Origin of the sequence: Telluria beijingensis (assembly GCF_030770395.1) — a bacterium.
Taxonomy (GTDB): domain Bacteria; phylum Pseudomonadota; class Gammaproteobacteria; order Burkholderiales; family Burkholderiaceae_D; genus Telluria; species Telluria beijingensis.
In genome coordinates, this window is sequence record NZ_CP132480.1 from 2,685,472 (window position 1) to 2,709,859 (window position 24,388).

At 68.0% G+C, this 24,388-nt stretch carries 16 protein-coding genes and 2 riboswitches; of the genes, 4 read left to right on the forward strand and 12 right to left on the reverse strand.

Translation table 11 applies throughout. The features are described 5' to 3' along the window. Window positions 1-14: 14 nt before the first annotated feature. The 3 genes from Q9246_RS11990 to Q9246_RS12000 are packed head-to-tail and all read right to left on the reverse strand — an operon-like array spanning window position 15 to window position 3,170. A complete protein-coding gene (locus Q9246_RS11990) occupies window positions 15-1,319 on the reverse strand; it encodes a hybrid sensor histidine kinase/response regulator (RefSeq protein WP_306397772.1) in 1,305 nt (434 codons plus the stop codon). A 1-nt stretch (window position 1,320) separates the two neighbouring features. Continuing rightward, window positions 1,321-2,787 carry an ATPase domain-containing protein gene (locus Q9246_RS11995; RefSeq protein WP_306397773.1) on the reverse strand — a complete coding sequence of 489 codons (1,467 nt, stop codon included), beginning with the start codon at window positions 2,785-2,787 and terminating at the stop codon, window positions 1,321-1,323. Next, complete coding sequence (locus tag Q9246_RS12000; protein ID WP_306397774.1) at window positions 2,787-3,170, reverse strand: hypothetical protein; 384 nt, start codon at window positions 3,168-3,170, stop codon at window positions 2,787-2,789. The genes Q9246_RS11995 and Q9246_RS12000 overlap by 1 nt, the downstream gene beginning before the upstream one ends. Window positions 3,171-3,449: 279 nt before the next feature. Between Q9246_RS12000 and Q9246_RS12005 the strand changes: the two genes are divergently transcribed. Further along, the gene (locus Q9246_RS12005; protein ID WP_306397775.1) at window positions 3,450-5,252 is read left to right on the forward strand and encodes a DUF885 domain-containing protein; all 1,803 of its coding nucleotides are present in this window, start codon (window positions 3,450-3,452) and stop codon (window positions 5,250-5,252) included. Between the two features lie 145 nt (window positions 5,253-5,397). On the opposite strand, the gene Q9246_RS12010 is transcribed toward Q9246_RS12005, so the two are convergent. The 8 genes from Q9246_RS12010 to Q9246_RS12045 form a co-directional block, all read right to left on the reverse strand. Further along, entirely contained in the window at window positions 5,398-5,895 is a 498-nt protein-coding gene (locus Q9246_RS12010) for a hypothetical protein (protein WP_306397776.1), read from the reverse strand. Further along, the gene (gene def, locus Q9246_RS12015) at window positions 5,892-6,428 is read right to left on the reverse strand and encodes a peptide deformylase (RefSeq protein ID WP_306397777.1); all 537 of its coding nucleotides are present in this window, start codon (window positions 6,426-6,428) and stop codon (window positions 5,892-5,894) included. Before def ends, Q9246_RS12010 begins: the two co-directional genes overlap by 4 nt. Then, window positions 6,425-7,315, reverse strand: a complete 891-nt coding sequence (gene galU, locus Q9246_RS12020) for a UTP--glucose-1-phosphate uridylyltransferase GalU (RefSeq protein ID WP_306397778.1) — start codon at window positions 7,313-7,315, stop codon at window positions 6,425-6,427. Before galU ends, def begins: the two co-directional genes overlap by 4 nt. 20 nt (window positions 7,316-7,335) lie before the next feature. Further along, window positions 7,336-9,648 carry an NAD-dependent DNA ligase LigA gene (gene ligA / locus Q9246_RS12025; protein WP_306398155.1) on the reverse strand — a complete coding sequence of 771 codons (2,313 nt, stop codon included), beginning with the start codon at window positions 9,646-9,648 and terminating at the stop codon, window positions 7,336-7,338. A gap of 39 nt (window positions 9,649-9,687) precedes the next feature. Continuing rightward, window positions 9,688-10,956, reverse strand: a complete 1,269-nt coding sequence (locus Q9246_RS12030; protein ID WP_306397779.1) for a cell division protein ZipA C-terminal FtsZ-binding domain-containing protein — start codon at window positions 10,954-10,956, stop codon at window positions 9,688-9,690. Between the two features lie 175 nt (window positions 10,957-11,131). Next, window positions 11,132-14,641: a chromosome segregation protein SMC gene (smc, locus tag Q9246_RS12035; RefSeq protein ID WP_306397780.1), complete on the reverse strand. Its 3,510-nt coding sequence runs from the start codon at window positions 14,639-14,641 to the stop codon at window positions 11,132-11,134. Window positions 14,642-14,720: 79 nt separating this feature from the next. Continuing rightward, entirely contained in the window at window positions 14,721-17,036 is a 2,316-nt protein-coding gene (locus Q9246_RS12040) for a DUF1631 family protein (RefSeq protein ID WP_306397781.1), read from the reverse strand. Window positions 17,037-17,147: 111 nt separating this feature from the next. Then, window positions 17,148-17,708 carry an ATP-dependent Clp protease proteolytic subunit gene (locus Q9246_RS12045; protein WP_306397782.1) on the reverse strand — a complete coding sequence of 187 codons (561 nt, stop codon included), beginning with the start codon at window positions 17,706-17,708 and terminating at the stop codon, window positions 17,148-17,150. A gap of 412 nt (window positions 17,709-18,120) precedes the next feature. Then, window positions 18,121-18,207, forward strand: a riboswitch (glycine riboswitch). 18 nt (window positions 18,208-18,225) lie between these two features. Next, a riboswitch (glycine riboswitch) is annotated at window positions 18,226-18,320 on the forward strand. 57 nt (window positions 18,321-18,377) lie between these two features. Between Q9246_RS12045 and gcvT the strand changes: the two genes are divergently transcribed. From gcvT to gcvP, 3 genes are all read left to right on the forward strand, one after another. Then, a complete protein-coding gene (gene gcvT / locus Q9246_RS12050; RefSeq protein ID WP_306397783.1) occupies window positions 18,378-19,496 on the forward strand; it encodes a glycine cleavage system aminomethyltransferase GcvT in 1,119 nt (372 codons plus the stop codon). 59 nt (window positions 19,497-19,555) lie between these two features. Beyond that, window positions 19,556-19,936, forward strand: a complete 381-nt coding sequence (gcvH, locus tag Q9246_RS12055; protein ID WP_306397784.1) for a glycine cleavage system protein GcvH — start codon at window positions 19,556-19,558, stop codon at window positions 19,934-19,936. Window positions 19,937-20,035: 99 nt separating this feature from the next. Further along, the gene (gcvP, locus tag Q9246_RS12060) at window positions 20,036-22,918 is read left to right on the forward strand and encodes an aminomethyl-transferring glycine dehydrogenase (protein ID WP_306397785.1); all 2,883 of its coding nucleotides are present in this window, start codon (window positions 20,036-20,038) and stop codon (window positions 22,916-22,918) included. Between the two features lie 13 nt (window positions 22,919-22,931). Here the strand turns inward: gcvP and Q9246_RS12065 are convergent, their stop codons facing one another. Beyond that, window positions 22,932-24,266 (reverse strand): MCP four helix bundle domain-containing protein, encoded by a 1,335-nt coding sequence (locus tag Q9246_RS12065; protein WP_306397786.1) that lies wholly within the window; start codon window positions 24,264-24,266, stop codon window positions 22,932-22,934. Between the last annotated feature and the right edge of the window lie 122 nt (window positions 24,267-24,388).

Here is a 24,388-nt window from a genome sequence, read left to right on the forward strand (position 1 = left end):
CGGAGCCACCCAGGTCAGGCCGGGCCTGCCCCGGCCAATGCCTCGACCAGCACCCCAGGCGCCACCGGCTTGACGAGATAGCGGTCGAACCCGGCCACCAGCGCGCGTTCGCGGTCTTGCGGCTGGCCGTAGCCCGACAGCGCGATGGCCAGCGGCCGGGTGGCGCCGGGCGCGGCGCGCAGGCGCGTCATGAGCTCGAGGCCGTCGAGCCCGGGCAGGCCAATATCGCACACGATGACGTCGAAGCGCCCTTCCAGCGCCAGCCTGAGGCCGGCATGGCCGTCATCCGCGATCTCGACCTGGTGGCCCTCGATCTCGAGCAGCATGCGCAGCACGTCCGATGCGTCGCGGCTGTCCTCGACGATCAGGATGCGGCGCGCGGCGACGGCGGCGACCGGGGCCCCGGACGTGGTGGCGACCGGCGCCAGGGACTGCGAGCGCGGCAGGCGCACCGTGAAGCTGCTGCCCAGCCCCAGTCCCGGGCTGGCGGCGCCGACGCTGCCACCATGCATGGTCACGAGGTTGCGCACCACGTTCAGGCCGACGCCAAGGCCACCCTCGGAACGCGCCAGCGAACGCGGCCCCTGGGTGAACAGGTCGAAGGCGTTCGCGATCGTTTCCTGGGCCATGCCGGTGCCGTTGTCAGAAATGGTCACGGCGACGCCGTCGGCCATCGTCACTTCGATCCTGCCGCCGTCCTGGGTGTACTTCGAGGCATTGCTGAGCAGGTTGGTGAAGACCTGGGTCAGGCGCACCCGGTCGCCGTCGACCACCAGTTCGGGGCAGTCGGCGCCGGCCAGGTTGACGACCGCCAGCTCCTGGCCGCGTTCGCGCAGCCGCGGCGCCACCGTGTCGGCCGCGTGCTCGAGGATCTCGGCCAGCCGCAACGGTTCGACCGTCAGCGTGATCTTGCCGCTGCTCAGGCGCGCGGCGTCCAGCAGGTCGTCCAGCAGGCGCGCCATGTGGTCGACCTGGCGCTGGATCACGCTGGTCAGGCGCACCAGCGGGCCGGTGACCAGCGGCGAGCGCTCGAGGAGGCTGGCCGAGACGCTGACCGGCACCAGGGGGTTGCGCAACTCGTGCGCCAGCATCGCCAGGAATTCGTTCTGGCGGCGATTGGTTTCCTCGGCGTCGTCGCGCGAGGTCTGGGCGTCGACGGCGGCCAGCACCAGGTGCTCGTTGGCTTCGCGCAGGCTGGCGGCCAGCAGGCTGCTGGACTCCAGATCGCGCCGCAGTTGCGCGTTTTCCTGTTCCAGCGCCGCGATGCGGCGCGCCAGGTCGCTGTCGCCGAGGCCCGGTGTCGCCGCCATGAGATTCATTTCAGCGCGTCCCGCGCGCGGTGGGCAGGCCGTGCAGCACGCCCTCGTACTCGGTAGCGGCCGGGTGGATATGGATGCCGTCGTCGCCGATATGGAATTCGCGCAGGTCGGTGCTGTGGGCGCTGCCGCGCACCTTGACCACCGAGATGAAGCGGCGCAGCTGGCCGCCGCTCTCGCCGAAGCGCATCAGAACGATGGCGTCGGTGAGGTAGGCGACATCCGCCTGGCCGAACCTGAGCTGGGTGAAGTCGTCGTCCAGGCCCATCGTCACCAGCACGCTGACGCCGCGCTTGGCCAGCGACGACAGCATCTGGAACACGGTGGCGCGCAGCTGGTTGCGGCCCTCCGGCGCCAGGTACAGCGCCAGCTCGGACAGCGAATCGACCACCACCCGGCGCGCCTGGGTGCGGTCGATCGCCTCGTTCATCTCGTCGAGCAGCTCGTCCATCGTGAGGTCGATCTTGCGGCTCTCGACCATCTGCACGTCGCCGTTGCGCACCAGTTCGGCCAGCTCGGCATTGCGCAGGCGCGACGCGCCTTTCTCGAACGAGACCGCCACCCCTTTCTCGCCCAGGCGCGCGCCCTCTTGCAGGAAGCGTGTGCCGAGGATGGTCTTGCCGCAGCCGCTGGGGCCCGACACCAGCAGCGAATGCCCTTGCGGCAGGCCGCCATGGAGCAGCTGGTCGAGGTCGGGCGTGCCGGTCGGGATGCGCGCGGCGTCGCGGTCGACCCGCGCGCCCTGGTGGTGGTCGGCCGCCAGCGGCGGCAGGATGCGCGGATAGACGCGGATGCCATCGTCGGTGATGCGGAAGGTGTGCGAGCCGCCCAGGTGGGCCTGGCCGCGCATCTTGACCACGCGCATCTTGCGCACGACGGAATTGTCTTCGTGGACCGGGGTCAGCGAGATCATGCCGTCGGCCACCGTCATGATCGGGCTGGCCTCGGCGTCGCCGTGCTGGTATTCGCCGATCAGGAACGTCGTGGCCTGCCAGCTCGTCATGCGGGTGCCGAGTTCCTGGATGAAGTGCTGCAGGTCGGCCACGCCCTCGTTGCCGGCGCGCGCGGTCTGCGCCACCGAGCGGAACGAATCGACGAACACCAGGCTCGGCGAAAAGTCTTCGACTTCCTTCATCAGGCGCGCCAGCACGCCGCTGAAGTCGCCCGAGCGCAGGTCTTCGGCCAGGTTCACATAGCGCACGCAGGTGCCGACCATGTCCATGTCGAAGAAGCTGTATTGCTGCTGGTAGCGCAGCATCTTCAGCGGCGGCTCGCCCAGCACGGTGAAGAACAGCGCGCGGCGCTCGTTGCTGGCCAGCGAAAACATGATCTGGTGGGCCAGCGTGGTCTTGCCGGATCCCGGCGGACCGGCGATCAGGTTGAAGGAAAACTCGCTCAGCCCTCCTCCCAGGAGAACATCAAGCCCCTGCACGCCTGTGCTCAGCTTGCCAAGGGATACTTTATCGCTCATTACTTGTGCTCCTGTGCATTCTTCTCTTCCCCGTCACGCGCGGCCGCGTCGAGCAGGCGTCGCGCAAGCGCGTGCCCGATCAGGGACGCCAGCAGCTCGGTGAACGTCTGGAGCAGGGCCGCATGCGCGGCTTGTGCGTGGTCGGGTGCCACGCTGGCGAGCATCTCGTCCAGCGCGGTGATTTGGGAGTCGCGGGTCTTGCACGGCGGCGTGTCGGCCAGCCATTTGTATTCGGGACCGACCAGACGGCAAGCTCGTCCGTACAGGGCGCAAAAGCCACTGTCGCCGATGAGCGGACCCAACTGGTCAGCCAGGCGGCGCCAGGATTGGATGAGCCGGATATGCTCTTCAGAACGCCCTGGGCCGCCCTTACTCGTCATCATGTCTGGGTTGAATAACAATTGCTGCCGTGGTCATCATGAATGGTCCATGCACGCTGCGGTGCGGAATCGCCGGGCGCGTGCCAGGCGAAGATTGACGAACATTATATCTTGGCTTTCTACTATTCCTCGGCAACATGGCAATTAAATCTGTGGCAGACCACGTTCCGATAGCACGTCCATACCAGTATTTACGAAACAAAACATGCGTAGGCATGCCCCGATTTCCCCGCTAAGATGTGTACCGCCGAGCAATCATGCTCTTTATTCAGCAGGGGAAGAATGGAAAAGAAGAAGATGGGCGTAGTCATCTCGGCCGCCTTCGCGGTCATGGGCCTGGCGCTGGCGCCGATGGCGGCCACGGCGGCGGCGGCGCCCGCGGCGGCCAAGGCGGCGCCGGCCGCGAACGCGGCCGACCAGCGTTTCAAGAAGATCTATACCAAGGAATGGAAGTGGCGCATCGCCGAGCGCCTGGCGCGCGACGACAGCGCCCCCAATGCGAATCCGGGCTATGCGCGGGTCGACGCCGCGGCCCAGGAAGCGCGCCGGGTCTACTGGGCCGGCATCCTCAAGGAGCTCGACGCGATCCAGCCGGCCGCGCTGTCGCCTGCCGAGCGTATCAACTTCGCCGTCTACCGGGCCCAGGTCGCGTCCCTGCACGATGCCCAGCGCTTCCGCGAATACGAGCAGCCGGTGAATGCCGACAGCGCATTCTGGTCCGACGTCGCCTATGCCGCGCGCCGCACCTTCAAGACGCCGGACGAATACCGCAACTACCTGCGCCTGCTGGAGGCCCTGCCCGCCTACTTCGACCAGGAGCTGGACAATATGCGCGCCGGCCTGGCGCGCGGCTTCACGCCGCCGAAGGTTACCCTGGCCGGGCGCGAAGGCACGCTGACCTCGGTCGCCGACGCGAAGACGCCGCAGGACGTGGTGTTCTTCAACCCGTTCAAGGACATGCCATCGACGATCCCCGCGGCCGAGCAGGAAGCGCTGCGCCGGCAGGCGGTGGCCATCATCCAGGGCAAGGTGCAGCCGGCCTATGCCAAGGCCCTGGCCTACTTCCGCGACGAGTACGTGCCGAAGGCGCGCACCACGCTGGCGGCCCAGGACATGCCGGGCGGGAAGGAATACTACCAGTCGAAGATCGTCGAATTCACCACCACCGACATGACGGCCGAGCAGATCCACGCGATCGGCCTGGCCGAGATGGCGAAGATCCGCGCCGAGATGCACGACATCATGAAGCAGGTCGACTTCAAGGGCGACCTGCAGGCTTTCCTGCATTTTCTGCGTACCGATCCGCAGTTCTATGCCAGGACGCCGGAAGAGCTGCTCAAGAGCGCGGCCTGGACGTCCAAGAAGTTCGACGCCAAGGCCGACCAGTTCTTCGGCCACCTGCCGCGCCGCCGCTTCGCGATCATCCCGGTGCCGGCCGACCAGGCGCCGTTCTGGACCGCGGGGCGCGGCGGGCCGGGCACGTATTGGGTCAATACCTATAACCTGCCTGCGCGGCCGCTGTACAGTCTTCCCGCCCTGACGCTGCACGAGTCGGCGCCTGGGCACGCGTTCCAGATTCCGCTGGCGCAGGAGCAGAAAGGCGTACCGCCATTCCGCCGCGCCTACATCTCGGCCTATGGCGAAGGCTGGGCCCTGTACACCGAACGGCTCGGTACCGAGATGGACATCTACGAAACGCCGTACGAGGTCTTCGGGATGCTGAGCTACCAGGCCTGGCGCGCCTCGCGCCTGGTGGTCGACACCGGCATCCACGCCAAGGGCTGGACCCGCGAGCAGGCCCAGGACTACCTGCTGCAGAACACCGCGCTGTCGAAGCACGAGGTGGAGACCGAAGTCGACCGCTACATCTCGTGGCCGGGCCAGGCGCTGTCGTACTACCTGGGCCAGATGGCGATCCAGGAAGCGCGCGCACGCGCCGAGAAGGCGCTGGGATCGAAGTTCGACATCCGCCACTTCCATGACACGGTGCTGCAGGTGGGCTCGGTGCCGCTGCCGGTGCTGCAGCAGCGGATCGACCAGTTCATCGCCGATGGCGGACCGAGTCCGTATCCGAAAGAGAGCTGAGGCCAGCACGTCGTTACCTCCACTGGAGGTAACGACTTCCCGCGAAGGCGGGAACCCAAGTGCGCATGCGCGGCCGCGTCGATTGATGTAGTGACAGGCTGAGAAACTTGGGTCCCCGCCTCCGCGGGGACGACGTGGCGCTGTTCTATTTTTCGAATAGCTTGAACTTCAGCTGGAACGATATCCCGCCGTACAAGCGGTCCTTGTAGTTCGGGATGATCCCGACGTTCACGCCGACCCGCTTGTACTCGTAGGTCAGGGTCGGAATCGCGCCAGGGAACCAGCCGCCGTCGCGCGTCTTCGGATAGCCGTCGAAGGCGGCGATCGCCAGGCCGACCCGCACCGGGCCCACCGCATATGGCTGCCAGATCACGCCCGCATAGTTCGACCAGGCACGGTCGCTGTTGTAGAAGCGGCCCGCGGTGGCGGTCATCGTGCCCTTGAAGCGGTACTCGAGGGCCAGTCCCTTGTTATTGTCGTTCAGGTCCTTGTCGCCGTCGAAGTGGGCGGTATAGAAGCCGGTGTCGATCCACAGTTCGCTGGTCGGCGATGGGTCGATCCTGGTGAAGAAATCAGCGGCAGGGGCAAGCGGCGCGGCCAGGCAGGCGCCGATGAAGACCAGGGAATGTACGGCGCGGCTCAATCGTCGGCTCCGGGATCAAGGTGGGGGAACATCACTTCGGTGAAGCCGAAGCGGGAAAAATCGCGGATCCGCATCGGGTACAGGATGCCCAGCAGGTGATCCACTTCATGCTGCACCACGCGCGCGTGGAAACCTTCGGCGTCGCGCACGATGCGCCGGCCGAACTGGTCGAAGCCTTCGTAATGCAGGCGCGTGTACCGCGGCACGCTGCCGCGCAGGCCAGGCACCGACAGGCAGCCTTCGAAGCCCTCTTCCATCTCCTGCGATATGGGCGTGAGCACCGGATTGATCAGCACTGTCTCGGGCACCGGCGGCGCGTCGGGATAGCGCTGGTTGCTGCCGAAGCCGAAGATCACCAGTTGCAGGTCGACGCCGATCTGCGGCGCGGCCAGGCCGGCGCCGTTGGCGGCGTGCATGGTCTCGAACATGTCGGCGACCAGCGCGTGCAGTTCCGGCGTATCGAATTGCGTGACCGGCTGGGCCACGCGCAGCAGGCGCGGGTCGCCCATCCTGAGTATCTCGCGCACCGTCATGCCCCCCTCCCCTCGAGCAGGCCGGCCAGCGACGCACGGAAGCCCGCGGCCGTCTCGGGGTGCTTGAGGCCGATGGCGGCGGTGGCCTGCAGGTAGCCCAGCTTGGAGCCGCAGTCGTAGCGCTGGCCGGCATAGCGGTAAGCCAGCACGCGCTCGGCCTGCATCAGGGCGGCGATGCCGTCGGTGAGCTGGATCTCGCCGCCGGCGCCCTTGCCCAGCGTCTCGAGGTAGCCGAAGATCGACGGCGACAGCACATAGCGGCCGACCACGGCCAGCGTCGACGGCGCGTCCGCCGGCTGCGGCTTCTCGACGATGCCGGACACCAGTTCCAGGCCCTCGCGATAGGCCGAGCTGCTGACGATGCCGTACTGGCGGGTGTGCTCGCGCGGCACATCCTGCACCGCCAGGATGCTGCTGCGCTCGTAGGCGTAGACGTCGGTCATCTGGGCCAGCACCGGCTTGTGGCCGTCGGCCGTGTCCATGAAGTCGTCCGCCAGCAGCACCGCGAACGGCTCGTCGCCCACCACCGGGCGCGCGCACAGCACCGCATGGCCCAGGCCCAGCGGCGACGACTGGCGGATATAGATGCAGTTGACGTTCTTCGGGATCACGCCGCGCACGGTGTCGAGCAGCGCGTGCTTGCCCGCCGCCTCGAGCTCGGACTCGAGTTCGTAGGCCTTGTCGAAATGGTCTTCGATGGCGCGCTTGTTGCGGCCCGTGATGAAGATCAGTTCGGTGACGCCGGCGGCCACCGCCTCTTCGACCGCGTACTGGATCAGGGGCTTGTCGACGATCGGCAGCATCTCTTTCGGCTGCGCCTTGGTCGCGGGCAGGAAACGGCTGCCCAGGCCGGCGACGGGGAAAACAGCTTTGCGAATGGGGTTCATGTGTTCACGCGGTGACGGTGTTAGGCCTGGCCAAGGAGCGCGAGCAGCGCCGCCTCGTCCAGGATCGTGACGCCCAGCTCCTCGGCCTTGGCCAGCTTGCTGCCTGCCTCGGCCCCGGCCACCAGGTAGGATGTCTTCTTCGATACCGAGCCGGACACCTTGCCGCCGGCCCCTTCGATCAGGGCGCCGGCCGCGTCGCGGCTCATGGTCGGCAAGGTGCCGGTCAGGACGAAGGTCTTGCCGGCCAGCGGGCCGTCCGGCGCGGCGGCAGCTTCCGGCAGGCTGCCCAGCAGGTCGCGCCGCAGTGCCGCCAGCGACTGCACCTGCTCCCGGTGCTCGCGCACCGCCATCCATTCCTCGAGCGCGGCCGCCACCGCCGCCGGCAGGCCGAAGATGCCGAAGTCGGTGCGCACGCCGATGTCTTCCAGCGTCTGGCCGGCGCCGATCACCTGGCGCGCGCGCGGCTCGGTCAGTTTCGGAATGTCGAGCGCGGCCAGCAGCTTGATCTCGTCCAGTTTTTCGCGCAACTGGGCCTTGGGCGGATGCTCGTCGCGCGGGCCCACTCCGGCCGCCAGCAAGGCGTCGAGGGCAATCTGGTTTTTTTCTTCGGCGAAGAATTCGGCGATCGATTCGGCCACCGTGCCGCCGATATCGGGCAGCACCCGCAGCAGCGCGGCCGGCGCGCGCCGCACCAGGGCGAGGCTGCCGAGCCAGTCGGCCAGGGTCTTGGCGGTCGACTCGCCCACGTGGCGGATGCCGAGCGCGAACAGCAGGCGCTCGAGCGGCGGCCGCTTGCTGGCGGCGATGGCTTCCAGGAGGTTATCGGCCCATTTGGTCGCGACCTTGCCCTGCTTGACCGTCTCGGGCGTGGTGCCGTCGCGCTCGTCGGCCAGGCGCTTCATCTTGAGCAGGTCGTCCAGCTCGAGCTTGTACAGGTCGGCCACGCCGCTGACCAGGTTGGCCTCGACCAGGCTGTCGATATAACGGTCGCCCAGGCCTTCGATGTCCATCATGCGGCGGCCGGCGAAGTGGCGGATCGCCTCCTTGCGCTGGGCGGCGCAGGTCAGGCCGCCGGAGCAGCGCGCGACCGCCTCGCCCTCTTCGCGCACCACGTGCGAGCCGCACACCGGGCACTGCTTCGGCAATTCGTAGACCGCCGGCTCGGGGCTCGGGCGGCGCTCGAGCACCACTGCCAGCACCTCGGGGATCACGTCGCCGGCGCGCCGCACGATCACGGTGTCGCCCACCCGCACGTCCTTGCGTCTTACTTCGTCTTCATTGTGCAGGGTGGCGTTGGTGACGGTCACGCCGCCCACCGACACCGGCACCAGGCGCGCCACCGGGGTGATGGCGCCGGTGCGGCCGACCTGGACCTCGATCGCCTGGACCGTCGTCAGGGCTTCCTCGGCCGGGAATTTATGGGCCAGCGCGAAGCGCGGCGCGCGCGACACGAAGCCAAGTGTGCGCTGGTCGTCGATGCTGTCCACCTTGTAGACCACGCCGTCGATCTCGTAGGGCAGCGACTTGCGGCGCTCGCCGACGTCGCGGTAGAAGTCGAGCAGGCCGTCGCGGCCCGCGACCACCTTGCGCTCCTTCGCCACCGGCAGGCCCAGGGCGTCCAGCCAGTCGAGCAGGCCGGAATGGGTGTCCGGCAGCTCGGCGCCGCCAAGCTCGCCCACGCCATAGGCGAAGAAGCGCAGCCTGCGCTCATTGGTGATGCGCGCGTCGAGCTGGCGCAGGCTGCCGGCGGCGGCATTGCGCGGATTGGCGAATTCCTTGTGACCGGCGGCGCGCTGGCGCTCGTTGAGGGCCTCGAAGTCGCGCTTGAACATCAGGACTTCGCCACGCACCTCGAGCACGGCCGGAACAGCGCTGCCGTGCAGGCGCATCGGAATCACGCGCACGGTACGGATATTGGCGGTGACGTCTTCGCCCGTGTAGCCGTCGCCGCGGGTTGCAGCCTGCACCAGGCGGCCGTTCTCGTAGCGCAGGCTGATCGCCAGGCCGTCGAATTTCAGTTCGGCGTTGTAGGCGACCTGGCGCACTTCGAGGCCTTCGCGCGCCTTGCGGTCGAAGTTGTCGATATCGTCGTCGGTGAAGCCGTTATTCAGCGACAGCATCGGCACCGCATGGGTTACCTGGCCGAACTCGGGGATCGGGGCGTCGCCCACGCGCCGGGTCGGCGAGTCGGGATCGACCGCATTCGGGTAGGCCGCTTCCAGCGCCAGCAGCTCTTGGTACAGCTTGTCGTACTCGGCGTCGGGGATCGTCGGCGCGTCCAGCACGTGGTAGTTGTAGCTGGCGCGGTTCAGTTCCGCCACCAGCCAGGTCATGCGTTCCAGGTCTTGCACTTGCTCGCTCACTGCCGGTCCTCAGCTGAACAGGCGCAGCGCGCGGGTGGAGCCGGCCGGAATGTCGGCGGCGTCCATCTCCTGGTAGAACTCGAGCACCTGGCCCTTGATCTCGTCGAGCGCCGCGTCCACCAGCGGCTGGTCGCCGTCGTCGACGATGGTCGCGTCCAGGCGCTGGGTCAGGCCGCGCGCGGTATCGACCATGCGGCCGAAGCCGTCGCGTTCCGGCGCCACGCACGGCACGTCCAGCAGCAGGGTCAGGCGCGAAGTGGTGTCGGCGCCCAGGGTGACGTTGGTCGACAGCGTGAACAGCAGCGCGCCATTGCCTTCCTTGTCGGGCATCGCGAAGCGGCCGTCCGGTCGCACGTCGAAGCCGGCGTTTTCGAGCGCGCCGATCAGGGTCGACATCGCCCACGGCGCGCCATTGGCCGCCAGGTTCACGCCCAGCTGGGCGTCGTGGCCGGCCACGAAACGGTGCAAGGTGCGCGCCTCGCTCATCACCTCGATCATGTCCGGCACGTCCGGCTCGGCTTGAATCTCGTCGGCCACCGCGCGCAGGCGGGTGACCAGCTCGGAATATTCGAGTTCGTTCAGCGCCGTGGTGCGGGTCGCCATCTGGACGCCGGCCTGCAGCTTGGTGTACACGCCGCCGTGCACGATCGGTTCCCAGTCGCCGCTGACGGCGAAACCGATATAGTGGATCGGCTTGTTGCCGACGCGGCGCAGCTTCTGCAGCGCCGGCAGGATCTTGTCGCCGCGTAGCGGGGTCTCGAGCGACAGCGGGATCAGGCAGTCGATCAGCGGATCGACCAGGCATTCGGCCAGTTCGGCCGGCGGCATGCCGGGACGGGTGCCGGGCAGCGAGGCGGCCAGTTCGTCCTGGGCAGCGCTGGCGCCGGTGGCTCGGTAGGACGTGGTCGGGGCGCCGGCGGCGGCGACGATCGGCGCCGCCGCACTGGCGGTGGCGACCGGCGCCTGGGCCGGCGCGGCGGGCGGCGCGTCCAGTTGCGGCTCGGGCTTGACGTCGGCGGGCACGAAGGCGTCAGCATCCAGTACCGGCTCCTTCATGACCACCGGCGCCTGTTGTTCCAGGCCGGTGTCGAGCACCGGCTCGTGGCGGTCGGCGCCGGGCGCCTGCTCGCCGTCGCGCATCAGGACGTCGTCATGGTCGGAGGCGAAGGCGCGTTCCACGCTCTTGCGCGCCTTGTACTCCTGCCATTTGTTATAGGTGATGACGCCGACGACGAATACGCCGCCGGCTGCGATCAGGCTCATTTGGAAATCGGTCATGCTGCATTTGCCTCGATAGCGTCATTCGCGCCCGACGCCGGTCCTGGCGCGCCGCGAACGGTGATTCAGTAAAAAGCCCCCTGGTGGAGGGCGCCGTGGCCTGCGCCCGCGCCCTGCACGAAAAGGCATGCAATCATACCAACTACACGCGCCGGACGCCACGAACTTGGGCCGCTCAGGCCGCGGCCAGGTCGGCCGCCGACTCCATGTCCACCGCCACGATGCGCGATACACCCTGCTCCTGCATGGTCACCCCGATCAGCTGGCTGGCCATCTCCATCGCGATCTTGTTATGCGAGATGAACAGGAACTGGGTGTGTTCGGACATGCGCTTGACCATGCGGCAGAAGCGCTCGGTGTTGGCGTCGTCCAGCGGCGCGTCGACCTCGTCCAGCAGGCAGAACGGGGCCGGGTTCAGGCGGAACATCGAGAACACCAGCGCGGTCGCGGTCAGCGCCTTCTCGCCGCCCGACAGCAGGTGGATGGTGGCGTTCTTCTTGCCCGGCGGCTGGGCCATGACCTGCACGCCGGCGTCCAGGATCTCGTCGCCGGTCATCACCAGCTTGGCGTTGCCGCCGCCGAACAGGATCGGGAACAGTTCCGAGAAATGGCCGTTGACGCGATCGAAGGTGTCTTGCAGCAGGTCGCGGGTCTCGCGGTCGATGCGGCCGATGGCGTCTTCGAGCGTGGTGATGGCCTCGTTCAGGTCGGCGTTCTGCGAATCCAGGAAGCGCTTGCGCTCGGTGGCCTGGGCCAGTTCGTCGACCGCGGCCAGGTTGACCGCGCCCAGGCCGCTGATGGCATTCGTCAGCCGCGTCACCTCGCCCTGCAGGTACTGCGGCTTCAGGTCCGGGTCGAGTTTTTCGGACAGCGCCGCCTCGTCGGCGCCGGTGGCGGCCAGCGCCTCGGCGAACTGCTCCTGGTTCAGGCGCGCGGCCTGCTCCTTCAGCTGCATCTCGGTGATGCGGTCGCGCTGCGGCTGCAGGCTGCGCTCGGACCCCATGCGCGCTTCTTCCGCCGCGCGCAGCTGCTGGGCGACCTGGTCCAACTCGTGGCGGGCGTCGGACAGGGCCACCTCTTGCGTCGTGCGGCGTTCGAGCAGTTCCTGCAGGCCTTCGTGGGCGGTGCCGCTTTCCAGCGCCTGCAGCTCCAGGCGCGCCTGGGCCAGGCTGGCGCCGACCTGCTCGGCCTGGGTGGCGGCAGTCGCCATCGTGCGGCGCAGCTCGTCGATGCGGCTGCGCTGGGCGCGTTCGGCGAACTGCGCTTCCTGAGCGCCGCGTTCCAGTTCGCGCAGGTGGTCGCGCGCGCGCGACAGGGCCTGTTCCTGCTCCAGGAACGCGGTCTGGCCGTCCTCGTGGGCTTCCTGCATCTCGGCCAGTTCCAGGTCGAGCTGCTCGAATTCCTGTTCGCTCTCCGCCTGCGCCTGGCGCTGCTCGGCTTCCTGGGCCGCGATCTCGGACAGGTCGGCCGCGATCTGGCCGCTTCTCTGGTTGAAGCGGGCCTCGATCTCGCTCTGCTTGAGGACCTCGATCTGCAGCGCATGCGCCTCGCGCTGCAGGGTCGCCACCCTGGACCGCGCATCCTGCAGCCGGCGCGCGAGTTCGGTGACGGCGGCGTCGGCGCGGGTGGCGCGGCCGCGCGCCTCGTCGGCCAGCAAGGCCTGGGCCTTGAGCTGCTTCGCCGTATTCTCGATCTCGTGCTGGCGCGCCAGCATGCCGTCCTGCTCGGCGTCCGGCGCATGGAAACGTACGCTGGAGCGGGTCACCAGGTGGCCGTCGCGGGTCACGAAGCTCGCGCCATGCGGCAGGCGCGCGCGCTCGGCGAAGGCCTGGGCCGCGTCAGGGGCGACGTAGACGCCGTGCAGCCAGTCTTCGAGCACGCCGCGGATGCCGGCGTCGTTCACGCGCAGCAGGCTGGAAAACGGCTTCAGGCCTTCCGCCGGCGCCGGGTGGCTGCCGGCTTGCGGCGCGTACAGCGCCAGCCGGGCCGGCGGCGCGTCGGCCATGAATGCCTTGGCCCAGTCGATGTTCGACACTTCCAGCGCGCCGGAACGCTCGCGCAGCACGGCCTCCAGCGCGGTCTCCCAGCCCTCTTCGACGTCGAGCTTTTGCCACAGCCGCGGCAGGCCCGCCAGCTCGTGCTTTTCCAGCCATGGCTGGACCTTGCCCTGGGTTTGCACCCGGTCCTGCATCTGGCGCAGCGCATTCAGGCGCGCTTCCAGCTGGGCGTTGGTGGCGCTTTCGCGCTGCACCTGCGCGTGCGCTTCCTTGCGTTCGGTCTCGACGGCTTCCTGCCGGCCGCTCGCCTCGTCGAGCAGCATGGTCTGCTCTTCCAGCGTCTGCTGGCTTTCTTCCAGCTGCAGGCGCAGGTTGTCGAGCGTCGCGCTGTCGGGCAGGTTCAGGCCATTGCGTTCCTGCTGCAGGCGTTCGCGGCGCGCCGCCAGGTTGGCCAGGATGCCGCCGGCATTGCGGCCGTGGGCCGAGGCCAGTTCGATGCGCTGCTGGACCTGCATGATGCGGGCGCGCGAGGCCGTCTGGCGTTCCTGGTTCGCCCGCCAGCTCGATTCGAATTCGGGTAGGCGCTCGTGGTGGACCTCGACCGCGATCTGGGCGCCTTCGGCGCGCGCGGCCAGCTCCTCCAGCTGCATCTCCGCTTCTTCCTGCCCTTCGCGCTGCTCCTGTTCCTGCGCCCGCCATTGGTCGCGCTGGGCAGCCAGGGCCGCGATCTGGTTCTGCAGGCGGGTGCGCGACTCGACCACGAACTTGATCTGCGCTTCCAGGCTGCCGATTTCGGAATTGATCTGGTACAGCGCGCCCTGGGCCGTGTGCAGGCGGTCGCCGGCGGCGAAGTGGGCCTGGCGCAGGTGTTCGAGGTCGACTTCGACGCTGCGCAGCTTCGCGGTCTGGGCCTCGAGGCTGGTCTGGGCTTCTTCCATCTCGCGGAAGAACTTGACCTGCTCGGCCTTCGCCTCGTTCTTGCGCATCAGCCACAGCAGCTTCTGCTTTTCTTCCTGGTCGGCCTGCAGTTGGCGGAAGCGGTTCGCCACCGCGGCCTGGGCTTCGAGTTTTTCGAGGTTGGCGTTCAGTTCGCGCAGGATGTCCTCGACCCGCAACAGGTTCTCGCGCGTGTCGGACAGGCGGTTCTCGGTCTCGCGCCGGCGCTCCTTGTACTTGGAGACGCCGGCCGCTTCTTCGAGGAAGACGCGCAGTTCTTCGGGGCGCGATTCGATGATGCGGGCGATCATGCCCTGGCCGATGATGGCGTAGGCGCGCGGGCCCAGGCCGGTGCCGAGGAAGATGTCCTGGATGTCGCGCCGGCGCACCGGCTGGCCGTTGATGTAATAGGTGGAGGTGCCGTCGCGCGTGAGCGTGCGCTTGACCGCGATCTCGGCGTACTGGCCCCACTGGCCGGCGGCCTTGCCGGCGCTGTTGTCGAACACCAGCTCCACCGAGGCGCGGCCGGCGGGTTTGCGGTGGGTAGAGCCGTTGAAGATCACGTCCTGCATCGACTCGCCGCGCAGCTCGGACGCCTTCGACTCGCCCAGCACCCAGCGCACGGCGTCGATGATGTTCGACTTGCCGCAGCCGTTGGGGCCGACCACGCCGACCAGCTGGCCCGGCACCTGGAAATTGGTGGGATCGACGAACGATTTAAATCCCGACAATTTGATGGAAGAGAGGCGCACGTGCGTCGACTATCGCTGTAGAGGTAAAGCGCCCATCATACCATTGCCGGCGCGGGCCGGACATGGCCCGGCGCCCAGGTCACGCCGTGCGGACGGGCGCGGCGGCCGGCGCCGCGTCGTTGACCGCGCCCGGCCCCACCGCCGCGCTCAGGATGCGGCCGACCACGCCCTCGGCCGCCACCACGCGCATCGCGCCTTCCCGTAGCAGCTCGCCCAGGCGCGCGGCCGGCAGCGAAAAGGCTTCCTGGCGGCCGGCGCCCGAGAAGATGAACAGGGTGCGCAGCGGACTGACCCAGGCCAGGCGCACCTTGCGCACGATTTCTCCCTCGAGCAGCTCGAGCCGCATGCCGCGCTCCAGGCTGGCCAGGCTGGCCGCCGCCGGGTCGCGCGCCGCGGCCTGCTCTTCTTCGTCCTGGAGCCGGGCTTGTTCCTGTTCGCGCGCCACGCGCCGCAGCGCGTCCTGCTGCGCCGCCTCGAGCGCCAGTTCGAGCTGGCGCTCTGGCGACAGTTCGATCGGCGCGCGCACGATCGACGCGTGGCACTCGGCCAGCTCGGCGAAGAACTGCAATCGCTCGGCATCCTGCCAGCGGGTCGCATCGAGCCAGTTGTTGAGGCTTGCCAGCAGTGCCGGCAGGCGCGCGATCAGGGCCTTGCGCTGTTCCTGGGTCTGTTTTGGCTTGACGCTCCAGATCAGGTCTTCCATGGTGCGGGTGGCATTGTCGATCGCGCCCGGGCGGCTGTCCTCGATCGTGTAGGCCAGCGCCAGCGCGGCGGTCCAGCGTCCTTCCAAAAAGCCCGACACGGCCGGCATCACCTGCTCGCCCGCCAGGCGCAGGGCGATCGCGCGCTGGGCCGAGCGCTCGGCGGCGGCGCGCTTTTCGCGCCGGGTGGCGTCGAGGATCGGCGCTTCCAATCCGGCCTGCTCGGCGCTGTCGCGGGCGGCCAGGCCGGCTTCCAGCTCGGCCAGGGCGGCGCCGAATTCCGGCTGGTCCTGGTCGCGCACCCGCTCGACGCTGCTGCGCATGGCGCGGTAGACCGGATCGTCCTGGCCGAGCGGACGCTCCCAGCCGGCCTGCGACAGCAGGTCGAGCAGGCGCCGCGCCGGGTGCGCTTCCTGGTAGAAGAAGCTGCGGTCGCGCAGTGCGGTGCGCAGCACCGGCAATTGCAGGTGGCCGATCAGTTCGCGCGTCTCGGGCGTCACGCCGTCGTCTTCCAGCACGCTGCCGAAGACCCGCGACAGCAGGTCGAGCGTGGTGGCGTCGCCGCGCGACAGCGCGCCTTGCGGCAGGCTGGCGCGCAGGTGGGGCAGGTAGAACACGCCAGGCGCCGCGTCCGCGCCGGCGGCGCCGTGGCGGGCGAGCAGGTCGATCAGGGGCTGGGCTGCCGGCATCGACGCAGCGGCGCCGGCCGGCCCCTGGTAGGCGCCCGCGCCCGGGCCCGGACCCGATCCTGGTCCTGCCCCTGGTCCTGGCCCCATCGCGCGCTGGACGAAGCCCGCGCCGGGCTGCGCGCCAGCCGCGGGCGCCGCCTGGCTATCCGCTTCGAACGGCGCCATCGGGAAACCGGACGCCGCGCTGGGACGCCAGCCGCCGCTACCCTGCGGCAGGTTCGGGATCTCGGGCACCGCCAGGGCCGGATCGAACAGCTGGCGCAGGCCCTGGGCCAGCGCCGCTTCGCGCCGCGCGCGCTCGGCCTGGCGCGCGGCGCGGTCGTCGGTCTTGCTGAAGCGGGTATCGCCATCCGCCCCCTTGCGCGCCTTCAGCGCCTCGGTCAAGGCCTCGTACAACGGCCCCAGGTCGAACATCAGGCCGGGACGCAGCAGCGGCACCAGCAGGCCATGGGCCTCGGGATCGGGCTCGAACTGGCGCCAGGCCGCGTGCACGGCGGCCAGGAAGACGTCGGGGCGGAAGGGATTGTGGGTGGCGCGCACCAGGTCGCGCCCGAGCAGCAGGCCGAGGCGCACGCCGAGCGTGGCCAGGCCTTCGGAGTGCTGCAGGTCGAAGGGGCGGCTGACGGCGCCGAGCGCCATCTGCTGGTCGATCTGCTCCAGCGGCACCAGGCTGAGTTCGACCGGGCCGGCCGGGGCCGCGGCATCCAGCGGGACCAGGCTGGCGACCTGCTGGCGCAGGGCGGCCGCGATTTCGTCCGTGGCCAGGTGGGTGAAGGCGTAGGCGTTATCCTTGAGCAGATTGCCCGACTTGACGCGCCGCATGACGGCGGCGGGTTCGGGGCCGGCCGCGGTCAGGTCCAGCAGCGCGGACACCACGCGCCGCGCCATGTCCGCGAGGCCGGCCTCGGCATGGCGGCGCGCGATATCGACCAGCTCGGCCAGCGCCGCCTGCTGGGCGGCGGCGGCCTTGCGCGCGGCGGAAGTCTGGGCGGATGGGGTGGCCATGACGGTTCGGCGAAGTGAGGCAAGCCCCTATTCTGCCACATTCTTACCCCGCAGCAATGACCCATCACACCAAAGCGCAATGCGAACAGGCGCGCGCCGGGGTTCGCGCGCTCAAATATTCCGCAGGATCGCCCCTTTCGGCGGCGCGAAGTCCTGCACCTCGTGGATCATCTTGGCGTTCTTGGCGTCGCGCGCCGTCAAGTGCAGGTCGCCATACTGGTGCACGCTCCACTGCTCGGGCGCCAGTTCGATCTCCTTGCGCAGGATGGCCTCGGTCCGCGCATCGTCCGCGCGCAACCCCTCGACGATGATATTCAAGGCATCCGGCCGCGACCCCGGCGACGCCGTCGCATGCGACTTATGGATCATGAACCGCGCCGTCTCGCTGGCATAGCGGCGCGACCCAGCAAGATAAAGCACCACAGCAATCGACGCGACCGCCCCGGCGTTATACATCACAAACTTGATCGGCGAACTGGCCATGAAGTTATACAGGCACAGTCCATCGCTGACATACCCGCCATTCGACTGCAAGAGCACGTGGGCAGTATCGATCCCATCCTCGGTCATCGCCGCCACCGCCTCGAACATCCGATGCACCATATCGCTATTGACATCGCCCGACAGCGTGAACCAGCCTTCTTTCTCCTGCAGAGTTTTTTCTTCGCTCATAGTTTGTTCCCGCCTACAAAATAAGTGGAACAAGTGTAGCAAATCACGACAGACACCCCCACCGCCCCATCCCAATAGTGCGCAGCAATACCCCCAAGCAATTCAACAATGAGGGTCAGAGTAGATTTGTTGGGCAATTCCCCAAAGTTGTCAAACAATTCGACTCCGACCCTATTTAATTTGGGCTGGTATAGCGCTACCAAATTGATGAGTTCATTCCATGGGTCACACTATTTTCTAAATGCACGGCTTTCGTTGCCGCAGCCACCATAAATTAAATAGGGTCAGTGTAGAATTAATGAGCAACTTCGAAAGTTGTCAAAGAATTTTACTCTGACCCTCATTGTTGGGTTAGGGGGTGGGGGCAATGGCTTGTGTGGTTGACAGGGGTGGCGGGGTGGCATATCCTCCGCAGTCTTGATCGGGAGAGCGCAGCGAACGCTGCCGCCGAAGGGGCACTTACCCATAAACTCTCAGGCAAAAGGACCGGTCAGGGAACGGCGGCGCATGGCGCGGCCGGATCAACTCTGGAGAGAGGCCGCGATGCGGCCCACCGAAGGGGCAAGCGGCGCCAGCCGCTATCTCTCAGGTACCAAGGACAGAGGGGGCGATGGTGCACGGCGATTCGCCGTGTTCCTCTATCTACCCTTTTATTGTCCTGAGGATTCCATGACGCTCAAAGCGACCCCGCTCAATTCCGCTCACCGCGCACTCGGCGCCAAGATGGTCGATTTCGGCGGCTGGGACATGCCTGTCAATTACGGGTCGCAGATCGAGGAGCACAATGCCGTGCGTAGCGACGCCGGCATGTTCGATGTGTCCCATATGTGCGTCGTCGAGGTCAAGGGCGCCAATGCGCGTACTTTCCTGCGCGGACTGCTCGCCAATAACGTCGACAAGCTGCAGGTACCGGGCAAGGCGCTGTACTCGTGCATGCTCAATCCGGAAGGCGGCGTCATCGATGACCTGATCGTCTATTTCCTGGCCGAGGACTGGTTCCGCATCGTCGTCAATGCCGGCACCGCCGACAAGGACGTGGCGTGGATGGAGCAGCAGAATGCCGCCACCGGCAACGGCTTGACGATTATCCAGCGGCGCGACGGCAATGAGCCGATCGCCCTCATCGCCGTGCAAGGACCGAACGCCCGCGCCAAGGTGTGGCAGGTGCTGCCGACCACCCAGGCGGCGACCGAGAACATCAAGCCCTTCAATGCCGCCATCGTGCCTGATACCGCCTTCGGCGAAGCCATGGTCGCGCGTACCGGCTATACCGGCGAGGACGGCTTCGAGATCGGCGTGCCCGCCACCCAGGCCGAAGCGCTGTGGAATGCCCTGCTCGCCGCCGGCGTCAAGCCGGCCGGCCTCGGCGCGCGCGATACGCTGCGCCTGGAAGCCGGCATGAACCTGTACGGCCAGGACATGGACGACAGCGTGAATCCGCTCGACGCCGGCCTGGCCTGGACCGTCGACCTCGTGTCCGAACGCGACTTCATCGGCAAGGCCGCCCTGCAGGCCAAGGGCCAGGGCGCGCAATTCGTCGGCCTGATCCTGCGCGAGAAAGGCGGCATCCTGCGCGCTCACCAGAAAGTGGTGGCCGCATCCGGCCTGGAAGGCGAGATCACCAGCGGCACCTTCAGCCCGAGCATGCAGCAGGCGATCGCCCTGGCGCGCGTGCCGATGGATGTCGCGGTCGGCGACACCGTGCACGTGATCATCCGCGACAAGCAACTGGCCGCCAGCGTCGTCAAGCTGCCGTTCGTGCGCAACGGCAAAGTGCTGGCCGCCTGATCGCCACCCCGTAATAACAAACACCTATACTGATAACCCCACCATCCTCAGGAGTTTCCATGAACATCCCTACCGACCTGAAATACACCGAATCCCATGAATGGGTGCGCCGCGAAGAAGACGGCAGCCTGACCGTGGGCATCACCGAGTACGCGCAGGACGCGCTGGGCGACATCGTGTTCGTCGAACTGCCGCAGGTCGGCAAGGCTTTCACCGCCGGCGACGACGCCGCCGTGGTGGAATCGGTCAAGGCCGCGAGCGACATCTACGCCCCGGTGTCGGGCACCGTCACCGCCGTCAACCAGCCAGTGGCCGACGCTCCTGACTCGATCAACCAGGATGCTTACGGCGCCTGGCTGTTCAAGCTGGCCCCGAGCGACGCCGCCGCCTACGACAAGCTGCTCGACGCCGACACCTACGGCAAGACCACCGACCACTGATCGTCCCTGGTGCGCCGGGCCGGCACGATCCGGCGCACCTGCCCCCCCGGCCCCCGATTCTTCATCCAGCCAGCGATGGCGCCAGACTCTCTTCTCATCATGACCCGCTCCAGCCTCACCCAACTTGAAGCACGCGATTCGTTCATCCCGCGCCATATCGGCCCCTCCGAATCCGAACAGGCAGCCATGCTGTCGACCCTCGGCTACGCGACCCGCGCCGCCCTGATCGACGCCGTGGTCCCGGCCAATATCCGCCGCAAGGACAAGCTGGACCTGGGCCAGTTCGCCGAGCCGCGCACCGAAGAAGAAGCGCTGGCGCTGCTCAAGGGCCTGGCGTCGAAGAACAAGGTCCTCAAATCGCTGATCGGCCAGGGCTACTACGGCACCCATACGCCGAAGGTCATCCTGCGCAACATCTTCGAGAACCCGGCCTGGTACACCGCCTACACCCCGTACCAGCCAGAGATCTCGCAAGGCCGCCTGGAAGCCATCCTGAACTTCCAGCAGGCGATCACCGACCTGACCGGCATGGGCATCGCCAACTCGTCGATGCTGGACGAAGGCACCGCCGCCGCCGAAGCGATGACGCTGATCCAGCGCGTCGGCAAGTCGGCCTCCAAGGTGTTCTACGTGGCCGACGACGTGCTGCCGCAGACCCGCGAGATCATCGAAACCCGCGCCGAGCCGATCGGCGTCGAAGTGCGCACCATTGCCCCCGCCGACATCGAAAAACTCGAAGAAACCTGCTTCGGCGTGCTGCTGCAATACCCGGGCGTGGATGGTGAAGTGCGCGACTACCGCGCCGCCGTCGAGCACCTGCATGCAGCCGGCGCGATGGTCATCGTGGCCGCCGACCTGCTGGCGCTCACCGTCCTGACCCCGCCGGGCGAATGGGGCGCCGACGTCGTGGTCGGCAATAGCCAGCGCTTCGGCGTGCCGCTCGGTTTCGGCGGCCCGCACGCCGGCTACCTGGCCACCCGCGACGAATTCAAGCGCAGCATGTCGGGCCGCCTGGTCGGCGTCACCGTCGACGCCCAGGGCAACCCGGCCTACCGCCTGGCCCTGCAGACCCGCGAACAGCACATCCGCCGCGAAAAAGCGACTTCGAACATCTGCACCGCGCAGGTGCTGCTGGCCGTGATGGCCGGCATGTACGCGGTCTACCACGGCCCGCTAGGCCTCGAGCGCATCGCGCGCCGCGTGCACCGCCAGGCCGCGATCCTGGCCGCCGGCCTGCAGGAACTGGGCTTCGAGCTGGTCAACCAGACCTTCTTCGACACCGTCACCGTGCGCGTGCAGGATGCCGGCGCGATCCACGAGCAAGCCAATGCCCGCGGCCTGAACCTGCGCCAGGTCGACGCCACCACCGTCGGCGTCTCGCTCGACGAAACCGTCACCCGCGACGACCTGGCCAACCTGTTCGCCGTGTTCGGCAACGGCAAGACGATTGACCTGGACCAGCTCGACGCCGATGCCGCCGACGCCTTCCCGGCCGCGCTGGCCCGCACCAGCGCCTACCTGACCCACCCGACCTTCAACCGCTACCACGCCGAGCACGAGATGCTGCGCTACCTGCGCGCGCTGGCCGACAAGGACCTGGCGCTGGACCGCACCATGATCCCGCTCGGCTCGTGCACCATGAAGCTGAACGCGACCGCCGAGATGGTGCCGGTCACCTGGCCCGAGTTCTCGAACGTCCACCCGCTGGCGCCGAACGAGCAGACCGTCGGCTACCGCGAGATGATCGCCCAGCTGGAAGCCATGCTGTGCGCCGCCACCGGCTACGCCGCCATCTCGCTGCAGCCGAACGCCGGCTCGCAGGGCGAGTACGCGGGCCTGCTGGTGATCCAGAAATACCACGAGTCGCGCGGCGAAGGCCACCGCAACGTGTGCCTGATCCCGTCGTCGGCCCACGGCACCAACCCGGCCTCGGCCAGCATGGTCGGCATGAAGGTCGTGGTCACCGCCTGCGACGACAACGGCAACGTCGACCTGGTCGACCTGAAAGCCAAGGCCGAGCAGTACAGCAAGGACCTGGCCTGCGTGATGGTCACCTACCCGTCGACCCACGGCGTGTTCGAGGAGGGCATCAAGGAACTGTGCGAGATCGTGCACCAGCACGGCGGCCAGGTCTATGTCGACGGCGCCAACATGAACGCGCTGGTCGGCCTGGCCGCGCCGGGCGCCTTCGGCGGCGACGTCAGCCACCTGAACCTGCACAAGACCTTCTGCATCCCGCACGGCGGCGGCGGCCCCGGCGTCGGCCCGATCGGCGTCGGCGCCCACCTGGCGCAGTTCCTGCCGAACCAGCTGTCGACCGGCTACGTCCGTGACGAGAACGGCATCGGCGCCGTCAGCGCCGCCGCCTACGGCTCGGCCTCGATCCTGCCGATCTCGTGGATGTATATCGCGATGATGGGCGCCGAAGGCCTCACGTCGGCCACCGAAGTGGCGATCCTGAACGCCAACTACATCGCGCGCCGCCTGGCCCCGCACTATCCGGTGCTGTACGCGGGCCACGACGGCCTGGTCGCCCACGAGTGCATCATCGACCTGCGTCCGCTGCAGGACAAGACCGGCATCAGCAACGAAGACGTGGCCAAGCGCCTGATGGACTTCGGCTTCCACGCCCCGACCATGAGCTTCCCGGTGCCGGGCACCTTGATGATCGAGCCGACCGAGTCGGAATCGAAGGCGGAGATCGACCGCTTCATCGAGGCGATGATCACCATCCACGCCGAAATCGTGAAGGTCGAGCGCGGCGAGTACGACCGCATGGACAACCCGCTCAAGGGCGCCCCGCACACCGCCGAAGTGGTCACTGCCGACGATTGGCAGCATGGCTACAGCCGCGAAGTGGCGGCCTTCCCGGTCGCCGGCCTGCGCAAGAAGAAGTACTGGCCGCCGGTCGGCCGGGCCGACAATGTGTACGGCGACCGCAACCTGTTCTGCGGCTGCGCGCCGATCAGCGATTACGAGTGATCGCCGTGCCCCGTCACTTGCGGCTCGAGGCGAGCCGCAGGTGCGAGGCCTGATGGCGGCGGCGTTCCCGTGACGCCCCCCGGCGCTCGCGCGCCGGATCGTCGCCGCCATCGCTCCTGCCGGCATCGCCCTTGCCGGCATCCTGCACCGGCGCCGCAGCCGGCGCCTCCCCTTCTTCATCCAGCCTGAACCCCGCCACGGTGCGCGACAGCACCAGCGCCTGCATCTGCAGGATGCGCGCCGCGCTCGCGGCTTCCTCCACCAGCGTGCAGTTCTGGCGCGTCACCTGGTCCATCTGCACGATCGCCTGCCCCACGTCTTCCAGCTGCGAAGCCTGGCCCTCGCCGGCCTCGCCCGGCTTGAAGCCGGCCGCCAGTTCGCGCAGCGCGCTTTCGGTATGGGCCAGCGCGCTGGCGCGGAACACCGCGCGGCTGCCCAGGCTCAAGCTGCCGAGCTTGATGTCGCGCGAGGCGGCCCCGATCAGGCGCGCCGATTCGAGCACCACGCGCAAGGTGCCGTTCAGGTTGCGGATGCTGGCGTCGAGCTGGCGCGAGGTGTCGGCGATCTCGTCGCCGCCGTAGTCGTGATCGACGCCCTGGCGCACCGTCAGGTCGCCGCTGGCCAGGCCGCTGGCGGCCAGTCCGATGGCGCGGATCTCGTCCAGCAGGATGCGCCGCACGGCGAAGGTGATCGCCAGCGACAGCCCGATCGCCAGCAGCAGCACGGCCGGCATCAGGACCGAGATCATCCGGAAGTCGGCCTTGGCGCTGCTTGACGCTTCGCGCGACAGCGCTTCTTCGAGGGCGCCCAGGTCGGCCAGGCGCTGCGCCACCAGCGCGAAGGCGCTTTCGGCCTTCTGCATGGCGTTGGCGCTGATCGAGCCGTCCAGCGGCGCCAGCTCGATCACCTCGCGCACCGCCTGGGCATAGCGCCGCTGCGCCAGCGCCGCCTGTTCGACATGGCGGTCCTCGGCCTCGGTCAGGGTATGCCGGGCCAGCGCCGCCAGGCCGGCGTCGATGCGCCCGTGCTGGGCCAGGATGTCCTGGCGCAGCGGTTCGGTGCGCGCCACCGGGAAGCTGCCGCCCATCCAGCTCAAGAGGCGGTAGATGTCGGCATGCGCCTTCTGCGACTGCGCCGCCAGGTTGCTGGCGGCGCGCATGCTGGCCGCGCGCTGGCCGACGATCGCTTCGAGCGAGGCGTTCTGGCGCGCCAGCGCGTAATAGGCGGCGCAGGACAGGAGCAGCAGCAATAGCAGGACCGTGCCCGGGGCGAGCAGCAGCTTGGGGCCGATGCGCAGGCGGGCCAGCATGGACAGTCCGGGAAGGCGATTGGCGGGCGGCGTGGTCATGAATCTCCTCTCGTCACAGGCAATATTTCCCAGTGCATATAGCAATGTACGCCCGCGTTCCCAGCCACACTTGTGGCGGCGCAAGACCCATGTTCATGCGCCCTGCGGCAACCACGACTTGC